The 17,763-nt window shown below is 62.2% G+C and carries 16 protein-coding genes; 9 read left to right on the top strand and 7 right to left on the bottom strand.

The annotated features are described in order from the left end of the window. The first annotated feature begins 8 nt into the window (after positions 1 to 8). Complete coding sequence (locus R1W01_RS11010; protein WP_297756614.1) at positions 9 to 1,979, top strand: elongation factor G; 1,971 nt, start codon at positions 9 to 11, stop codon at positions 1,977 to 1,979. 57 nt (positions 1,980 to 2,036) lie between these two features. Here R1W01_RS11010 and R1W01_RS11005 read toward each other — a convergent pair whose 3' ends face one another. After that, on the bottom strand, positions 2,037 to 3,251 hold the full coding sequence (locus R1W01_RS11005) for an acyl-CoA dehydrogenase (RefSeq protein WP_297756615.1): 1,215 nt from the start codon (positions 3,249 to 3,251) through the stop codon (positions 2,037 to 2,039). 157 nt (positions 3,252 to 3,408) lie between these two features. Here R1W01_RS11005 and R1W01_RS11000 point away from each other — a divergent pair, with 157 nt between their 5' ends. Next, positions 3,409 to 3,981, top strand: coding sequence for a cupin domain-containing protein (locus R1W01_RS11000; protein WP_243612158.1), 573 nt, complete (start codon positions 3,409 to 3,411; stop codon positions 3,979 to 3,981). A gap of 9 nt (positions 3,982 to 3,990) precedes the next feature. Then, complete coding sequence (locus R1W01_RS10995; RefSeq protein ID WP_297756616.1) at positions 3,991 to 5,103, top strand: CaiB/BaiF CoA transferase family protein; 1,113 nt, start codon at positions 3,991 to 3,993, stop codon at positions 5,101 to 5,103. Here R1W01_RS10995 and R1W01_RS10990 read toward each other — a convergent pair. From R1W01_RS10990 to R1W01_RS10975, 4 genes are read right to left on the bottom strand one after another with little or no spacing between them, the layout of a single operon-like run. Continuing rightward, complete coding sequence (locus R1W01_RS10990) at positions 5,100 to 5,858, bottom strand: SDR family NAD(P)-dependent oxidoreductase (RefSeq protein ID WP_297756617.1); 759 nt, start codon at positions 5,856 to 5,858, stop codon at positions 5,100 to 5,102. The two genes, R1W01_RS10995 and R1W01_RS10990, sit on opposite strands and share 4 nt — an antisense overlap. Continuing rightward, the gene (locus R1W01_RS10985) at positions 5,855 to 6,793 is read right to left on the bottom strand and encodes an SDR family oxidoreductase (RefSeq protein ID WP_297756618.1); all 939 of its coding nucleotides are present in this window, start codon (positions 6,791 to 6,793) and stop codon (positions 5,855 to 5,857) included. Before R1W01_RS10985 ends, R1W01_RS10990 begins: the two co-directional genes overlap by 4 nt. Continuing rightward, on the bottom strand, positions 6,790 to 7,692 hold the full coding sequence (locus R1W01_RS10980; RefSeq protein ID WP_243612162.1) for a bile acid:sodium symporter family protein: 903 nt from the start codon (positions 7,690 to 7,692) through the stop codon (positions 6,790 to 6,792). The genes R1W01_RS10985 and R1W01_RS10980 overlap by 4 nt, the downstream gene beginning before the upstream one ends. Then, entirely contained in the window at positions 7,689 to 9,008 is a 1,320-nt protein-coding gene (locus tag R1W01_RS10975; RefSeq protein WP_297756619.1) for a flavin-containing monooxygenase, read from the bottom strand. Before R1W01_RS10975 ends, R1W01_RS10980 begins: the two co-directional genes overlap by 4 nt. Positions 9,009 to 9,083: 75 nt before the next feature. On the opposite strand from R1W01_RS10975, the gene R1W01_RS10970 reads away from it, so the two are divergent. Beyond that, on the top strand, positions 9,084 to 9,758 hold the full coding sequence (locus R1W01_RS10970; protein WP_297756620.1) for a TetR/AcrR family transcriptional regulator: 675 nt from the start codon (positions 9,084 to 9,086) through the stop codon (positions 9,756 to 9,758). A 5-nt stretch (positions 9,759 to 9,763) separates the two neighbouring features. Here R1W01_RS10970 and R1W01_RS10965 read toward each other — a convergent pair whose 3' ends face one another. After that, positions 9,764 to 10,216 (bottom strand): hypothetical protein, encoded by a 453-nt coding sequence (locus tag R1W01_RS10965; RefSeq protein WP_297756621.1) that lies wholly within the window; start codon positions 10,214 to 10,216, stop codon positions 9,764 to 9,766. Positions 10,217 to 10,336: 120 nt separating this feature from the next. On the opposite strand from R1W01_RS10965, the gene R1W01_RS10960 reads away from it, so the two are divergent. Both R1W01_RS10960 and R1W01_RS10955 read left to right on the top strand, forming a co-directional pair. Further along, positions 10,337 to 11,341, top strand: a complete 1,005-nt coding sequence (locus R1W01_RS10960; protein WP_297756622.1) for a hypothetical protein — start codon at positions 10,337 to 10,339, stop codon at positions 11,339 to 11,341. Positions 11,342 to 11,461: 120 nt separating this feature from the next. Beyond that, the gene (locus R1W01_RS10955; protein ID WP_297756623.1) at positions 11,462 to 12,754 is read left to right on the top strand and encodes an O-acetylhomoserine aminocarboxypropyltransferase/cysteine synthase family protein; all 1,293 of its coding nucleotides are present in this window, start codon (positions 11,462 to 11,464) and stop codon (positions 12,752 to 12,754) included. Between the two features lie 115 nt (positions 12,755 to 12,869). Here the strand turns inward: R1W01_RS10955 and R1W01_RS10950 are convergent, their stop codons facing one another. Beyond that, the gene (locus R1W01_RS10950; protein WP_243612168.1) at positions 12,870 to 13,565 is read right to left on the bottom strand and encodes an SIMPL domain-containing protein; all 696 of its coding nucleotides are present in this window, start codon (positions 13,563 to 13,565) and stop codon (positions 12,870 to 12,872) included. Positions 13,566 to 13,731: 166 nt separating this feature from the next. On the opposite strand from R1W01_RS10950, the gene R1W01_RS10945 reads away from it, so the two are divergent. From R1W01_RS10945 to R1W01_RS10935, 3 genes are all read left to right on the top strand, one after another. Then, positions 13,732 to 16,077, top strand: a complete 2,346-nt coding sequence (locus R1W01_RS10945; RefSeq protein WP_297756624.1) for a hypothetical protein — start codon at positions 13,732 to 13,734, stop codon at positions 16,075 to 16,077. Positions 16,078 to 16,113: 36 nt separating this feature from the next. Then, complete coding sequence (locus R1W01_RS10940) at positions 16,114 to 16,986, top strand: 1-acyl-sn-glycerol-3-phosphate acyltransferase (protein WP_243612170.1); 873 nt, start codon at positions 16,114 to 16,116, stop codon at positions 16,984 to 16,986. A 308-nt stretch (positions 16,987 to 17,294) separates the two neighbouring features. Continuing rightward, a complete protein-coding gene (locus R1W01_RS10935) occupies positions 17,295 to 17,750 on the top strand; it encodes an Lrp/AsnC family transcriptional regulator (RefSeq protein WP_243612171.1) in 456 nt (151 codons plus the stop codon). Positions 17,751 to 17,763 lie beyond the last annotated feature (13 nt).

Raw genomic sequence — 17,763 nt, 5'->3', positions numbered from 1 at the left:
GGACACCCATGACAGACCAATCCAATGGCGCGCGCGTTGCCGCCCTTGTCGGCCCTTATTCAAGCGGCAAGACAACCCTGTTCGAGGATATCCTCTTTAGCGCCGGCGCGATTCCCCGGCGCGGCTCCGTCAAGGACGGCACGAGCCTTGGCGACAGTGGCGCAGAGGCCCGCGCCCGCACCATGTCCACCGACCTCAATATCGCCTCTTTCGATTATCTTGGCGACGCCTGGACCGTGATCGATTGCCCTGGCTCGGTCGAACTGATCCATGACGCGCAATGCGCGATGATGGTGGCGGATGTGGTCGTGGTGGTCTGCGATCCCAAGCCGGAACGCGCCGTGACCCTTTCGCCGGTCCTGCATTTCTTGGATAACCGCAATATCCCGCACATGCTCTACATCAATAAGATGGATCAGGAAGACGCCTCCGTGCGCGCCACTTTCGAGGCGCTTCAGGCGATCTCGTCCCGCCCGCTCCTGCTGCGCGAAATTCCGATCCGCGACGCAGACGGCCAGTTGACGGGCATGGTCGACCTTGTGAGCGAACGCGCCTTCCGCTGGGAGCCACACAAGAAATCCGAGATGATTTCCATGCCCAAGGACATGGCCGCGCTCGAAGAAGGTGCGCGCAATACCATGCTGGAATCACTCGCAGATTTCGATGATGCCCTGATGATGGAACTTCTTGAGGATGTCGCGCCCTCGACGGGCGACGTCTATGAAAACCTCGTCCGTGACCTGCGCAAAGACCTGATCGTGCCAGTCTTCTTTGGTTCCGCCGAGAACGAGAACGGCGTCACCCGCCTAATGAAGGCGCTGCGCCACGATGCGCCCTCCCCCGCTGAAACAGCCGCCCGGCTTGGCCTGCCCGAGGCTGCCAAATCCGCGCAGGTGTTCAACACCGGCTACGCGGGCAAGGCGGGCAAGCAAAGCCATGTGCGGGTCTGGTCCGGTGAGATCGGAGATGGCGATGTGCTCAATGGCGACCGTGTCGCCAATGTCGGCCAACCGCTCGGCGCCAAGACAACGCTTGTTGGCAAGGCCGGTCCCGGCGCGGTGGTCACTCTTGGACGCATGGCCGAGGCCAGAACCGGCGATTTCCTGACTGAGGGTGGCACAACCAAGGCCGACTGGCCCGCTCCGCCGACGCCGATGTTCGCCCTTGCCCTCTCAACCGATCACCACGCAGACGAGGTGCGCCTTTCCGCAGCTCTCGCGCGTCTCTCCGAGGCCCATCCCTCGATCCGCGCCGCGCATGACCCCGAAACTGGCGAGTTGATCCTCGAAGGCCAAGGCGCGATCCAGCTTCAGATCGCTCTCAAAGAGCTTGAGGCCGACACTGGCCTGTCCCTGACCCAAGACATCCCGACTGTGCCGTTCCGCGGCACGATCACCAAGTCCATCACACAGAAGGCCCGCCACAAGAAACAATCCGGCGGCCACGGCGAATTCGCGGATGTAGAGCTTGAGATCAAACCCCTGCCGCGCGGCACGGGCTTTGCCTTTGATGATCGCATCGTTGGTGGCGCGGTGCCCAAACAATATATCCCCGCCGTGGAAAAAGGCATCCGTGCCTTCCTCGACAAAGGTCCTGACGGTTACCCGATCGTCGATGTCGCCGTGACGCTCGTCGATGGCAGCCACCACAATGTCGACAGCTCCGACATGGCGTTTCAGAAGGCCGCCGCCAAGGCGATGGGCGAAGCCCTCCCCAAGTGCGCCCCGATCAAGCTTGAACCTGTGCAGAAAGTGACCCTCTCCGCCCCGTCCGAGTTCACCCCCAAGGTGCAGCGCATCGCCACCGGACGGCGCGGCCAACTCCTAGGTTTCGACGCCAAACCCGGCTGGCCCGGTTGGGACGAGGTGCAAGCCCTGATCCCGGCGGCGGAAATGGGCGATATCGTCACCGAATTGCGCTCAGTGAGCCTTGGCGTCGGGACCTTAACCTCAGAGTTCGACCATCTTCAGAAGGTCTGATCCCAAAGCAAAAGCCCGCCGGGATCCGGCGGGCTTTTATGTCAATGATACAGAGGCTTATACGAACGCCTGAAGCCCGGTCTGCGCGCGGCCAAGGATCAGGGCGTGGACGTCATGTGTGCCTTCATAGGTGTTCACTGTCTCGAGGTTGACCATGTGACGGATCACGTGGAAATCGAGGCTGATCCCGTTGCCGCCATGCATGTCGCGCGCCATCCGCGCCACGTCGAGCGCCTTGCCGCAATTGTTGCGCTTGATGATCGAGACCATCTCCGGCGCGGCCTTCGCCTCGTCCATCAGGCGTCCCACCCGCAGGCAGGATTGCAGCCCCATCGCGATCTCCGTTTGCATATTGGCGAGCTTCAGTTGGAACAGCTGCGTCTGCGCGAGCGGCTTGCCGAATTGCTTGCGGTCAAGCCCGTATTGCCGCGCCCCGTGCCAGCAGAACTCCGCCGCGCCCATCGCGCCCCAGGCAATGCCATAGCGCGCCCGGTTGAGACAACCGAACGGCCCCTTGAGCCCCTCGACATTGGGCAGAAGCGCATCTTCCGACACTTCGACATTGTTCATCACGATCTCGCCGGTGATCGAGGCCCGCAGGGACATCTTGTTCTCAATCTTCGGCGCGCTGAGGCCGGTCATGCCCTTCTCGAGCACGAAGCCCTTGATCTTGCCGCCATGCGCCTCGGACTTGGCCCAGACGACGAACACATCCGCGATCGGCGCGTTGGAAATCCACATCTTCGATCCATTCAGGACATAGCCGTCCTCGGTCTTCTTCGCGACGGTCTTCATGCTGCCCGGATCAGAGCCCGCATCCGGCTCGGTCAGGCCGAAACAACCGATATATTCGCCCGAAGCGAGCTTCGGCAGATACTTTTCGCGCTGTTCCTTGGTGCCATAGGCATAGATCGGATACATGACGAGGGAGGACTGCACCGACATCATCGAGCGATAGCCCGAATCCACGCGCTCTACTTCGCGCGCCACAAGGCCATAGGTCACATAGCCCGCGCCGATCCCGCCATATTCCTCGGGGATCGTGGTGCCGAGAAGGCCCATCTCGCCCATCTCGCGGAAAATCTCCGGGTCCGTCTTCTCGTTCTCGAACGCATCCGTCACTCGCGGAAACAGCTTATCCTCCGCATAAGCCCGCGCCGCATCGCGCACCATGCGCTCATCTTCCTCGAGCTGATCCTCAAGAAGAAACGGGTCTTCCCAAGTGAAAGACGAAAGGTCGGGCCGGCTTTGCGGCTTGAGATGATCGGTCATATGCGCCCCATTCTTGATACGGTCGGTTGCGTTTCCATCAGGTCGGCTCCGCAGGTTCGCTCCTCTATTGCTCATTTTTTTGAGCAAGTCGAACAAAAAGTTGCGCAAAGCGCGCAATCCCCCTAGAACCGAGGAGGAACCTAGAGCGGAAACGACCATGAGTGAAGAGTTCGACGTAGGGTCACGTCTGAGAACGCTGCGCAACGCAGCCGGGTTTTCGCAGCGCCAGCTCGCGGAAGCCTCCGACGTGCCGCACGGACAAGTCTCGATGATCGAAACAAATCGCTCAAGCCCCTCTGTCTCGTCGCTGCGCAAAATCCTCGGCGGGCTTGGTATCTCCATGGCCGAGTTCTTTGAGCCCGAGGAAGCCCCAGAGGATCAGGTTTTCTTCGCCCCCGCCGAGTTCTCGGATCTTACTTCCGCGCTCTATGCCGACGCGACCGGGCGGCTCCAGTTGCGTCAGGTCGGAGACGCAAAGAAACGGGGCCTGCAAATCCTGCACGAAACCTATGCCCCCGGTGCCGATACCGGAGAGACGTTGCTTGAGCACGAGGCGAGCGAGGGCGGCCTTGTTATCTCTGGCGAGATCGAAGTCACCGTCGGCAGCCAAACCCGCGTGCTCGGCCCCGGCGAGGCCTATCTCTTCGACAGCCGCCAGCCGCACCGCTTTCGCAACACCTCCGAGGCCGAGGCCGTGGTCGTCTCTGCCTGCACGCCCCCCTATCTCTGAAGGAAGCCCATGAAACCGCTCGAAGGTCTGAAAGTCGTCGAACTCGCCCGTATTCTCGCGGGTCCGTGGATCGGCCAATCCCTCGCCGATCTCGGCGCCGAGGTGATCAAGGTCGAAAGCCCCGATGGCGACGACACCCGCAAATGGGGACCGCCCTTTATCGAGCGCGATGGTGATGTGACCGCGGCCTATTACTATGCTGCGAACCGGGGCAAGGACTGCGAGGTTCTGGATTTCCGCACCAACGAGGGACAGGCCCGCGTGCGCGCCCTTGTGGCCGACGCAGATATCCTGATCGAGAATTTCAAACTCGGGGGACTGGCGAAATATGGCCTTGATTATGCGAGCCTCGCCGCCCTTAATCCCCGCCTGATCTATTGCTCCATCACAGGCTTCGGACAGGACGGCCCCTATGCCGCGCGCGCAGGCTATGACTTCCTCATCCAAGGCATGTCCGGCCTGATGTCGATCACCGGCGAACCGGACGGCCAACCGCAAAAGGTCGGTGTCGCGGTGACGGATATCGTCACCGGCCTCTACGGCACCATCGGCATCCTCGCGGCCGTCGAACAACGCCATCGCACCGGCAAGGGCCAGCATATCGACATGTCCCTCCTCGACTGCGCCACGGCCATGCTCGCCAACCAGTCGATGAACTACCTCGCAACCGGCCAAAGCCCGATGCGCAAGGGCAACGCTCATCCCAATATCGCACCCTATCAGGTACTGCCGGTAAGTGATGGCCATATCATCATCGCCGTCGGCAATGACGGCCAGTTTCAGCGCCTCTGCGGCGTGCTTGGGGCAGGCGATCTGGCCGAGGATAGGCGCTTTGCCTCCAATCAGCTCCGCGTCGAACACCGTGATGCCCTGACCGCCGCGCTCGAAACCGCGATGGCCCGCTGGACCAAGGCCGACCTCCTCGCCGCGCTCGAGGCCGCAACGGTCCCCGCGGGTCCGATCAACGCCATCGGAGAAGCCTTTGAAGATCCTCAGATAAAAGCACGCGGCCTAGAGATCGCGCCGGAAGGGATCCCCGGCGTGCGCGGCCCGTGGCGCTTCTCAGACGCAGAGCTTGCGCTCGACAAATCCGCCCCCGTGCTGCCGAAATCCAAGCCTTAGGCCCCGCGAATATTCTTCTGCATCACATGCTGAAAAAGGCGTGGGCTCAGGCGGTGCAGCATATGGCTGACCCTTGCCACGCGCCCCACTGGAATAAACGGCTGTCGCCGCGCCACACCGCGCAGGATCACCGTGGCCGCCTCCTCCGGTGTCATCGCGTCGATCCCGTCGCCTGCCGATCCGGGCCGCGCCGTGCCATCCTCCTGTCGCTCGGCCTGACCCGGATTGGTCGCAATGAACGATGGTGCCGCGATAAGCGTCTGCACCCCATGCGCCGCCTCCTCCGAACGCAAGGACGAGAAGAACCCCTCAAGCGCGTGTTTCGACGCCGCATAGGCCGTGCGGTGATAGAGCGGCGAGAATCCCGCCACCGAGGAAATCGCCAGATGCGTGCCCTTGCTCTTGCGCAACGGCTGTAGAAACGCCGCCGCCATGGCTGTCGCGGCAAAAAGGTTGATCTCAAACACCTTCCGCAGCGCCGCCTCGTCGAGATCGGCAAAGGCGCCGATCTGCGTGATCCCGGCATTGTAGATCACAAGGTCGATGGATGGGCTTTCGGCGATGATCTGGTCAAACACTGCCGCCCGCGCCGCCCCATCTGTCAGGTCGCAGGCCACAGGCATCTGCGTCGCGCTCGCTTCAAGCCCGGAAATATCCCGATCCACAAGAACCACACGCCACCCTGTCGACCGCAACGCCGCCGAAAGCGCCCGGCCAAGCCCGCCTGCGCCCCCAGAAATCACCGCCGTTTTCATGGCTGCACACTCTGGCGCCAGTGCTCAAATACTTCAGCGCTGGTCTTCTCTGGCACATAGCCGAACTCGCGCTTCAGCGCATCATTGGCGAGCACCGGGCGATATTGCAGGAACCGAACCTGTTCCGGCCCATAGCGGCTCAACCCCAAAGGCTTCGCCACGGCAAGCGCCGCCTTCAGAAGCCCCGCAGGCAGGCGCACCACCGGCTTGTCGAGCGCACGGGCCAAATCGGACATCCCCATCGCACCGTCCCCTGCGACGTTAAAGATCCCGGCTGGTCCGCTGGTCGCTGCACGAAAGAGAATCCGCGCAAGGTCGCGCGTCCAGATAAACACAAACGGGCTTTCGCTCCCCTTGAGCGCAAGGAGGCGCGGCTTTTTGAAAAGCGCCGTGATCTGGTTTTCTGTCCCCTGCCCGAGAACCGTCCCGACGCGCAGCACCACCTGTTCGAGCTGTGGCGCTTCTTGCCGCGCGCGTTCAAGGATCTCCTCTACAAGTCGCTTGTGATGACTATAGGCAAAAGCCTCGTTGCCACGCAGCGGATCCCCCTCGCGCAGCGGCACCGGGTTGTCCGCATGATAGCCATAGGCCGCACCCGACGAGGTCACGACAAAGCGTCGCGCCCCCGCGGCGATCGCCGCCGCGAGAACCTTCTCGGTCCCCTCGACATCGACGGCATAGGCAAAGGCCCGATCCGCCCCCTTGGGAGGCGTGACGATCGACGCCAGATGCACAACGACCTCTGGCCGTTCTTCAGCCAAGACCCGCGCAGCATCCTCTTTGGTCACGTCAAGCGGCACAAACCGCGCATTCTCGGGCATATGCTCCGGCGCAAAAAGCCCCGTCGCGATCACCTCGTGATCCGTGCCGTCCAACTCGCGCAGGAACGCCTGCCCGACCAAACCGGCAGCCCCGGTAATCAGGATCTTGCTCATTGGGCCGCCTCGCGCCGCGAGAGCATGTAGGCAAGCCCCATGCCCGACAAGATATGCCAGATACCCCAAAACGCCGCGACAACCGCCATGCCGCCAAGCCCGTGGAAAAACCCAAAGATCAACACAAGGCCGAGGCCCGAGTTCTGAATCCCTGTCTCGATGGTGACTGCGCGGCGGTTGAAAGGCGACAGCCCCGCAAGCGTCGCTGTGACAAAGCCCCCAGAAAGCGCCAGCGCATTGTGCAGCAAGACAAGCCCCGCCACGAGACCGGCATAAAGCAGGAAGTAGTTCCAGTTCGCCGCCAATGCGAGCACGACAAAGGCGATGAAGATCCCCATCGACACCCATTGCAGCGGCGTGCGCAAGCGCGCGGTGATATTCGGACGCGCCATGTTGAGCCAGATACCAAGGATCAACGGCAGCACGAGCATGAATCCCACCGTGATAGCAACAGAGATCGGATCGACCGATGTGGCGCGCAGAATCTCGCGTGTCGGCTCATAGAGGCTGCCCCAAAAGGCGATGTTGAACGGCGTGAGAAAGATCGCTCCCACCGTTGCAAAGGCTGTCATCGACACCGAAAGCGCCGCGTTGCCGCCCGCCCGATGGGTGATGAAATTCGAGATATTGCCGCCCGGACAGGCCGCCACGAGGATCAGGCCAAGCGCGATCGAGGGCTGCGGATTGGTCAACAGGACAAGCCCGAATGTCAGCACCGGCAAGACCACGAATTGCGAGAACAGCCCCGCGATCAGCGGTTTGGGGGCATGGGCCAACCGTTTGAAATCTTCGGGCTTGAGATCAATGGCGATTGAAAACATCACCACGGCAAGGATCCCGTTCAGAAGTTGCAGGGATCCGGGGCTGAAATTCAGCATCACGTCATCAACAGGGGTCATGCGCGCGCTCCTTTCTGAAGGCGTTTGATCCATTTCGTGACGGCGCCGCGATAGGTCGCCTTATCCACGTAATACGCCATTCGGGCCAAATCGAGGTAGTCCATTCCGCCCGTCGCCCTGTCATAGCCCTTGGCTTTCTCTGCCTTAAGCTCTTTCGCCGCCGCCGTGCCATCGCGCAGACCGGCCACATACCGCGCCACCATCTCGGCCTGTTCATGCCGTCCCTGCCAGCCGAGGCCCGTTGCCTCGATCATGCCAAGCACAAAAAGATCGTCGCGCTCGGGATGCATCGCGTTGAGGTATAGATGCGGCGCATCGCCTTGCCAGTTCAGCAGTGCATCCTCGATGAACGGGTAATGCAGCTTGTAGCCCGTTGCCGCGAGGATCATGTCATAGTCTTCCTGCGTGCCATCGGTGAAATGCACCGTCTTACCCTCAAGCCGCGCGATATTGGGCTGCACCCGCAGATCGCCATGCCCGGCATGATAGAGGACGAGTGAATTCACCACCGGATGACTTTCGTAGAGCTTGTAGTCTGGCTTGGGAAAGCCGTATTTCTCGGGCTGTCCCACGAACCATTTGAGCAGAAAGCCGTCCACCTTCCGCTTAAGCCACATCGGCAGGTTGATTGCGCCGCCAAGGGTATCCGCCGGTTTGCCAAAGACGTATTTCGGCACAAAATAATAGCCGCGCCGCATGGAAAGATCGGTGCGCTTGGCGTGGTGGATCGCGTCCACCGCGATATCACAGCCCGAATTCCCCGCCCCCACGACAAGCACGCGCTTGCCATCGAATTGCGACGGATAGCGATAGTCGCAGGCATGGATCAACTCGCCGTCGAACGTGCCTTCGAAACGCGGCATGTTGGGCTCGGACAAGGTACCATTTGCGATCATCACCCCGGCATAGACCGCCTCGTGCTCGCCCTCGCCATCGCGCCAGGTCACACGCCAGCCTTCGCCACTGCCTCCAAGCGGGGCAAGCGATGTCACCTCAGCATTGAAATGGTAATGCTCCCGCAGTCCGAAGTGATCTGCAAAACGGCGGAAGTAGCCTTTGAGATCACGGTGGCTCGGATATTCGGCCACATCCTCATCCATCGGGAAGTCTTCGAACTCCGTCATGTGCTTTGAGGAAATCAGGTGGGCGCTTTCGTACATGGTCGAACGCGGGGCGTCGATATCCCACAATCCGCCGACATCCGAATGCAGTTCGAACCCATCGAACCCGACGCCCTGCTCCTTGAGAACCTTGGCCGCTGCAAGCCCCATCGGCCCCGCCCCGATCAGGGCGAATTTCTCGCGCGTTTCCAACATGCACCCTCCCCTGTGCTATTGTTGTGTTAATGATATTAGATTGAACACTCGTTCAATATAAGGCAAGATGTTTTTATGAAGATGAAGATTCCTCAGGAAAAACAACGGCAAAGAGCGCCGTCCAAACGTGCCCTCGAAACCCGCGCGGCGATTCTGAACGCCGCCGAACGGCTTTTTGCGGCACGGGGATTCGACGGCACCTCCATCCGTGATATCGGCAAAGAAGCCGGGGTACAGACAAGTCTGGTGAACCATCATGGCGGCACCAAGGAAGAGCTTTTTGCACGGATCGTCGCGCGCCGGGCCGATGAGCTTTCCATCGCCCGCCTAAGCGCGCTGGCGGCCCATAACCACGCAGGCGCCCCGACACTCGAAGGGGTGCTGACAGCTTTCTTTGGCCCCTATCTCGAAAAAGCCGAAGCCGCCGAACCGCAATGGCGCGCCTATGCCCGACTGGTGGCTATTGTCTCGGCCGATCCGCAATGGAAAGACCTGACCGAGCGCTGTTTCGACCCCACCGCGCGCCGCTTTATCGACGCCATCGCCGCACTCTTTCCGAATGCAAGACGCGATGATATCGCCGCCGGTTTTGTCTATTCGGTCTCGGCCATGCTGGCCCTTGCCACGTCCCGCTGGCGCGTCCGCGCCCTAAGCGACGCCCCACAGGACATAACAAGCCACCTTGATGAACTGGTGCGTTTCTGCGCCGCCGGGATCACCGCCGCCGCAACACCCCCGGATCCGGCCTGACACCATCAGGGGATGAGCACCGCCTTGCGCTCGAAGACGGCCTCAGCCGTGCCAAGATCGTCGTAAAGCAGTTCGACCTCGACCGTCTCGATCGACCCAAGCGGGTAGTTGAGGTAGATGACTGCGTCTTCGGGAATGGCCGCAGGTGACGGCCCTTCCGCATCACAAGGCGGCAAGTCAAACACCATGCTTTCGCCGCCGTTCAACGCGAACCGCACCTCGTGCAATCCACAGCGCCACGACAAGAGATGTGTGAAGTAGAGCAGGTCGAGCCCGTTATACTCTCGTACCGCGATCCAGTTCGCACGGGTCGCCTCGAGGATCGGTCGCACCTCTGTTGCAGTCAGAAACTTCCCCGTCGGACTTTGGTCTTCCTTGGCATAGTTCTCATCGGCCAACGCCATCCCTGCCAACCCGGCAACCACTGCGAGCAATCCGGCCCTTAGATAGTTTGACATTCGCTCCCTCCCTTCGGTTTTGCAGCACCGCAACAGGTCGTCCCCGCAATCCCGGGTGGAACACATGGATTTCGCCGTTATAGTTGCGGCATATGAGTATCGTGCAGGGCAGCAGTCAAAATGGCAAGAAAAGCGTCGAAGCGGCCAGACTTCAATATCGTCATCGTCGGTCAATCGGGCCGCCTGCAATACGAAGCGGTTCTCTTCGCCGCCTCCCTGCGCGCCAATTCGCCGGATTTCTCAGGACGCCTCTTCGTCGCCGAACCCCAGCCAGGGCCAAACTGGGATAGCGATCCGCGCATCCACTCTGAACCGGTGCGCAGCGCCCTAGAGGAACTCGGCGCCGAGATCATCCCCTTCGAGAGCACGCATTTCGGCGGCGCCTACCCCTATGGCAACAAGATCGAGGCGCTTCTCGCCCTGCCCGAGGGCGAGCCGTTCGTGTTCTTCGACACCGACACGCTTGTCACCGGCGATCTGATGTCCGTCCCCTTCGATTTCGACCGCCCCTGTGCCTCGCGCAAGGTCGAAGGCACGTGGCCCACTATTGAACTCTACGGCCCCGGCTACACGCAAATCTGGAAGTCGCTCTATGACAAGTTCGGCCTCGATTTCGAAACCTCGCTCGACCTCTCCTGGCCTGACGAATACTGGCGGCGCTATCTCTATTTCAACGCCGGGTTCTTCTACTACAAATGCCCCAAGCTCTTTGGCGAACGCTTCCTCGACTACGCCAACGAAATCCGCTGGAACGCACCGCCCGAATTGATCTGCCAGCCGCTGGACCCATGGCTTGACCAAGTCGCCCTGCCGCTTGTGATCCATTCCTTCGGCGGCGGCCGCGATGCCCTGCCCGAGGGCTATCTCGACGGGGATGTGACCTGCCATTACCGCATCCTGCCGCTCGCCTATGCGCGCGAATCCGATGCCGTGATCAAGACCCTTGAAGACGTTGCCGCCCCCAATAAGATCAAGAAAGTGCTCAAGGAATATGACCCGATGAAGCGCATGATCTACCAAGGCCGCGGCCAGAAGGTCCGCGCACTCTTTGATCGCGACAACCTGCCCCGCAAGGAACAGGCGATCCGCAACAAGATCAAGCGCAATGGCTTCTGGATGCGCTAAACGCTCGTTCCGTCTTTCTTCCTGAAACCAAACCATTTTCCCTGATCGCCAAAGCGCCGTTGCACCGCGCTATGACTCTGCCTAATGATTGCGGCGACATATTTTGCAGGAGGAAACCCCATGTCTGACGCCCCCGCATTCGGCTTTGATACACTTCAGATCCACGCTGGCGCCCGCCCCGATCCCGCGACCGGCGCCCGCAACACGCCGATCTATCAGACCACGGCCTATGTCTTCCGCGACGCTGAACACGCCGCCGCGCTCTTTAACCTTCAGGAAGTGGGCTATATCTATTCGCGCCTGACCAACCCGACCGTCGCCGTTCTTCAGGAACGTGTCGCGACGCTTGAGGGCGGTGTGGGCGCGGTCTGCTGTTCCTCCGGTCACGCAGCCCAGATCATGGCCCTGTTCCCGCTCATGGCGCCGGGTCGCAATGTCGTGGTCTCGACCCGTCTCTACGGTGGCTCCATCACCCAGTTCAGCCAGACCATCAAACGCTTCGGCTGGTCGGCGAAATTCGTCGATTTTGACGACACCGCCGCCATTGAGGCCGCCATTGATGACGACACCCGTGCGGTATTCTGCGAATCCGTCGCCAACCCCGGTGGCGTGGTGACCGATCTCGACGCCGTGGCCGCCGTCGCCGACAAGGCCGGCCTGCCGCTCATCGTCGACAACACCTCTGCCACCCCTTACCTCTGCCGTCCGATCGAACATGGCGCAACGCTGGTCGTCCACTCCATGACCAAGTACCTGACCGGCAACGGCTCCGTGACCGGCGGTGTCGTCGTCGACAGTGGCAAGTTCGACTGGTCCGCCTCGGACAAGTTCCCGTCGCTCTCCGAACCCGAGCCCGCCTACCACGGCCTCAAGTTCCACGAGACCTTCGGCCCCCTCGCCTTTACCTTCCACGGCATCGCCATCGGTCTGCGTGACCTCGGCATGACCCTGAACCCGCAGGCAGCGCACTATACGCTGATGGGTATCGAGACTCTCTCGCTACGCATGGACAAGCATACGCAGAACGCCGAGAAAGTCGCGGCATGGCTCGAAACCAACCCGCATGTCGACGGTGTGACCTATGCGGGCCTGCCCTCGTCGCCCTATCACGAGCGCGCCAAACGCATCTGTCCCAAAGGGAGCGGCGGTCTCTTCACCGTGGCGCTCAAAGGCGGCTATGACGCCTGCGTCAAGTTCGTCGATAGCCTCGAGCTGTTCAGCCATGTCGCCAACCTTGGTGACACCCGCAGCCTGGTGATCCACTCTGCTTCGACCACCCACCGTCAGCTCACCCCCGAGCAGCAGGACGCCGCAGGCGCGAGCGCGAATGTGGTGCGGATCTCCATCGGCATCGAGGACGCGGACGACCTGATCGCCGATCTCGAACAGGCGCTGGCCAAGGCCCACGCCTAATAGCCCCACAAGACAGGAAAGGCCGCGCTCAAGACAGCGCGGCCTTTCTCTTTTCCTATTGTCGCGAACTCCGGGGAGACTTGCCCCCGGCACAGCGTCAGAAGGGGGCGTGCCCCTACTCCTCCCCGCCTTCGATCGCGAACACCATCGACACCAGCGCACGGGTTTCCATCTCCCCGGCAGCGACGGGCATGCCACCGTCCGAGACCATCTCGGCCCGCGCCATCATCATCGGGCGTGGCGTCGCGGCACCGGTCTCCGATAGGCTTAGCACCGGACCGAGCGTGACGCCCGCCGCTTCCGCATAAAGCGCCGCCCGTGCCTTGGCATCGGCCACTGCCGCACGTCGCGCCGCCTCGTGAAGCGGGGCCGTATCCTGCACCGCGAATTGCAACCCACCAAAGCCGTTGGCGCCATCCGCGACCACCTTGTCAAAAATCCCGCGCATCATCCCAAGATCGCGCAACCGCACTGTCACCCGGGTCTCGGCCCGGTAACCGCGAATTTCCGGTGCCTCGTTCGGCGCCCGGTCCCGGCTCCAAAGCGGATTGAGCGACAAAGCGCTGGTCTGCATGTCCCGCGACGCGATCTCGAAGGCCTCAAGCCGCTCAAATACCGCCTGCGCACGTTTCGCCACCGTATCGAGCGCCTCTGTCGCCGTCGCCGCCTCCTCGCTGACCTCAAGCGTCAGAACTGCCATATCCGGCACTGCCGTGACCACACCCTCGCCTGTCACACTGATCGTGCGCGGGTCTGCCTGTGCGGCGCTCGTGAGGCCCAAAACCCAAAAAACCATTACCAACAAACGCATATCGACATCTCCTTTTGTCTGTCCCGGCGACACTGCGCTTTTGGCCGGGGTGTGTCAAAACCTACGGGGGTGCCTGTTTTCCTTCCCTTCGGCGAATCCCTGCTATAAAATCCTGCGCACGGAGCTGAGACTCCACAAGCCATGACGTGGGTGCTAGAGCCGCCATATGAAACCGGAATTTGCCCTTTCCCTTTCCTTTGAAGGGATTAGCCTTCTTTACCGCATCGAGGGCGGGTGGCACCTTATGGGCGAAGCCGCCCTGACCTCGGAAACCCTCGGAGCCGATCTCGAGGCCCTGCGGGATACGGCCGAATCCATCGGCGGCAAGGCGTTCCGAACCAAGCTTGTCCTTCCCAACGAACAGATCAAATACCTCTCGCTTTCCACCGGCAAAATCGACCGCGAGGCGCGCATTGCGGCGGTCTCTGCCGAGCTTGAGGCGACGACACCGTATGGTATCGACGAACTGGCTTTTGACCTGACAGCGGCAGGGCCCGAAACCCATGTCGCCGCCGTCGCGCGCGAGACCCTTGTCGAGGCCGAGGCTTTTGCCGTCGAACACGCCTTCAACCCGGTTTGTTTCGTTGCCATCCCACCCGCCGGAACCTTCTCGGGTGAGCCGTTCTTCGGACAGACCGAGATCGCGCCGAAACTCCTGAAAAAGGACACCGCCAAACCCGACGAATTGCCAATCCACGTGATCTCGTCCGGCCCCCTGCCCGAACCCAAACCCGAACCAGAGCCCATCGCCGCGCCTGAACCTGCGCCGGCCTCGGGCCTTGCCACAGCGCCCGCCGCCCCCAAACCCGAGGCCGAGCCGGAATTGCCGCTCGCTGCCGCGCCAGAGGCATCCGCTCCCGCCCTTGAGACGAAAGCGACACCGCAAGAGGTGGAAGACGCCACAGACCCGCCCGCCGCACCGGAAGTCCTTCCTGACGCCGCACCCACACCGTCTTTTGGCAGTCGTCGTAGCTCCGCCGCCCCCTTGCGCGCAGAGCGGACCGCCGAAACCGCGCCGCGCCGTGAAAACACCCTGACCGCAAGCCGAGAAGACGGCCAGGCGCTGCGCTTCGATCCGGCCCGCGTCGCAGCAGGCTTGCGTCCTCAACAGACCGAGGCCACCGACGACACCGATGGCCGAGGCCGTCGCCTGGCCGAGAATGCATCCGGCGCCGTGGTCGCGGCCACCGCCTTCCTGAGCCGGCGTCGCGAGGCCCGCAGAGCGCGTCGCGCCGCGGGTTCCGCCGTTCCGGCCGAGGCTGCCGCCACCAACGAACGCCAACGCATGATGGTCTTTGGTGCGCGCAGCACCGAAATCGGCGGCAAGCCGCGCTACCTTGGCCTTGCCCTTACCGTCGTTCTGCTCGTGTTCCTCGCCGCGGTCGCCGCTTGGGCGTCGCTGTTCATGGACGAGGGTCTGGCCGGGCTTTTCCGTCGCGACCCGCCACAACAGATCGCCGACAGCGCCCCCGAAAGCCAACCGGTCGAAAATCTCGAAACCGCCGCGCTGCCGCCCGTGTCGCCCGACACGATCACCGACAGTGCCGAGATCGAAGCGATGACCGACGCGGATCACCCGACCGCGCTGGACGGGCACGAAGCCGAGGCCCGCTATGCGGCTACGGGAATCTGGCAACGCGCCCCGGATCAGGCTCTAACGCCTGAGTCCGGAAGCACCGACGATCTCTACCTGACCTCGATCGACCGCGTGGTGATTGCCAAGGATGCGGTCGCCCTCCCGGCGCTGAAGTCTTATGCCACCGACCGCCCCCTGCCGCGCCAGATGTCACCGCTGCCGCGCGGGCTCGATTTTGACATGGACGAACGCGGATTGGTCAAGGCCACGCCGGACGGCGCGCTCTCGCCGGAGGGCATCCTGGTCTATCTTGGCAAGCCACCGGTCCTGCCCGCTGCCTATCCGGTTCGCAAGGCCGCACCGGGCGAAGCCCTGCCGCCCGTCGAACGCGCCCGGATTGCAACGCTGCGCCCACGCCTGCGCCCCGAAGACCTGATCGAACAAAACGAACGCGCTTCCAATGGTGGCCGCACCCTCGCGGAACTGTCGAACATGCGCCCGCGTCTGCGACCGGAGACCGAGAAGGCCGAAGAGGAAGCCGAGGACACCACCGCGACACAATACGCAGTGACTGCCTCGCTCCGCCCCAAACCACGTCCGCAGAATTTCGAAGCGATCGTCGCCCGCGCCGATCCGGCTGAGCGCGTCGAGCCAACCGCTGCCGTCGCCACCGTCACGCCCTCGATCCCAAGCAGCGCCTCTGTCGCCCGACAGGCCACGATCCAGAATGCCATGAACCTGCGCAAGGTGAATCTGATCGGGGTCTATGGCACATCGAATTCCCGCCGCGCTTTGGTCCGCCTGTCCAATGGGCGCTTCAAAAAGGTGAAGGTCGGAGATCGCATTGACGGCGGCAAGGTCGCTGCCATCGGTGACACCGAACTGCGCTACATCAAGTCCGGCAAGAACGTCGTTCTCAAACTGCCCCGCGGCTAGGGCTGTTCCCCGCCTGCCCAAGCCAAGAGGTCTCCCTTGCAGCCAGAGAAGCACCATCCCCTCGACCAGACCCTCCTCGAGCGGCTGCACCTGCCAATGGATGCGACCCTGCGACTGCGGCTCATGCGAGGCCTGATCCATCTCGTCGATGGCACAAGCCGCGCCTTTTTTCGCAAGCCATTCTTCGGGTTGCGCGAATGCGAAGCGCTTTGGCAAGAACTTGACATGGCGACCGACGTGGATCTCGTCGATGCGCTTCTGGCGCTCAAAGGTGGCACCGCACTTGACCCGCATGGGCTCGAACATATCCCCGAAACCGGCCCGGCCCTGATCGCCTCGACCCATCCGACCGGCCCTTTCGATTTTATCGCCCACGCCGGCACGCTGCTCAAACGCCGCCCCGACCTCAAGGTGGTGGCCAACAATGACGCCCGCACCTTCCTTGGCGCCGACCGTATCGTCTCTGTCCGGGTCAACCGCCACAACCGGGCGCTTTCTGCCCGCGCCACGGTCGCAGGCATGGAGGCCCATCTGCGCGATGGCGGCGCGCTTTTGATCTTCGGCTCTGGCCGCGTGCCCCGCCGCGCCGGAAGCGGGTTGATCGAACCGCGCTGGCGCTCCGGCACCACGCGCGTCTCCGAGAGTTGCAACGTGCCGATCATCCCGGCCAGCATCGACGTGCGCAACTCGCGCTACTACTACCGCCTGCGCCATCTCGCGTGGCGCCTAAGTGGCAGCGACAACTTCGCCGTCACCGTCGGGTCTTTGCGGTATCTGATCGAAATGCTGGATCAGCTGGGCGGGCGCTATGATCTGCATTACGGCACGCCGCTCGCTCCCGGAAGCCCTCCGGAACTGATCCAGAAGAAGGCCGAAAGCCTCGTGCCAGGCCTCTATTACGGCACCTGATCCCGCCTATTGAAACGCCGCCACGATCCATCCCCATAGACCGCAGCGGCGCCCCCTCGCCCGTGAGCGGGTTCGTCATATCTCGATAGGAGCGGAACGCCGGTCAGCATCGACAAACACCAGAACCGCGCACCACCCGTCCCATGTCGGGAAAGGGTGGATCGCGCGGCTTTCTACTTAACCTGTTCAGCGCCTTCCCGCCGAGTATACGTCGCCTTGCCCACAGTTTTTGCGCATACTGACGTGCACATGTTACATTTTTCAGGTATTCTACGCATGAAACCCTAATATCACGCGGATTCTTCGCAATGCTGGACGAGATGGACAAACGGCTTCTGGCCGCCCTGCAGAAGAACGCCCACCTGACGGCGCAGGAATTGGGCGATATTCTCAACCTCTCCCCGTCTCAGGCCGGACGCCGCCGCCAACGGCTCGAATGCGATGGCTATATCCAATCCTATACCGCTCGCCTTGACCCTGCGCGCGTCGGGCTCGACGTGCAGGCCTTCGTACAAGTCACCCTCGCGTTGCATAGCCCTGAGCACGGACAAGGCTTTGTCTCCATGATCTCGACCCGCCCCGAGATCATCAGCGCTTGGACCCTGACAGGCGATGCCGACTACCTGTTGCGCGTCTTCTGCGAAGACCTCTCCGCCCTCAACACCCTGATCCATGATGTGCTTCTGCCGCATCCGGCTGTCGCCCGCGTCCAGAGTCAGATCGTCATGGACCAATGCAAGCGCGACGCGCCCCTGCCCACCTGAAGGACACCTAACG

It is taken from the genome of Shimia sp. FJ5, from assembly GCF_032918335.1.
In the GTDB taxonomy this organism is placed as follows: Bacteria; Pseudomonadota; Alphaproteobacteria; order Rhodobacterales; family Rhodobacteraceae; genus Shimia; species Shimia aestuarii_A.
This window is presented reverse-complemented; position numbering and strand designations above follow the sequence as displayed.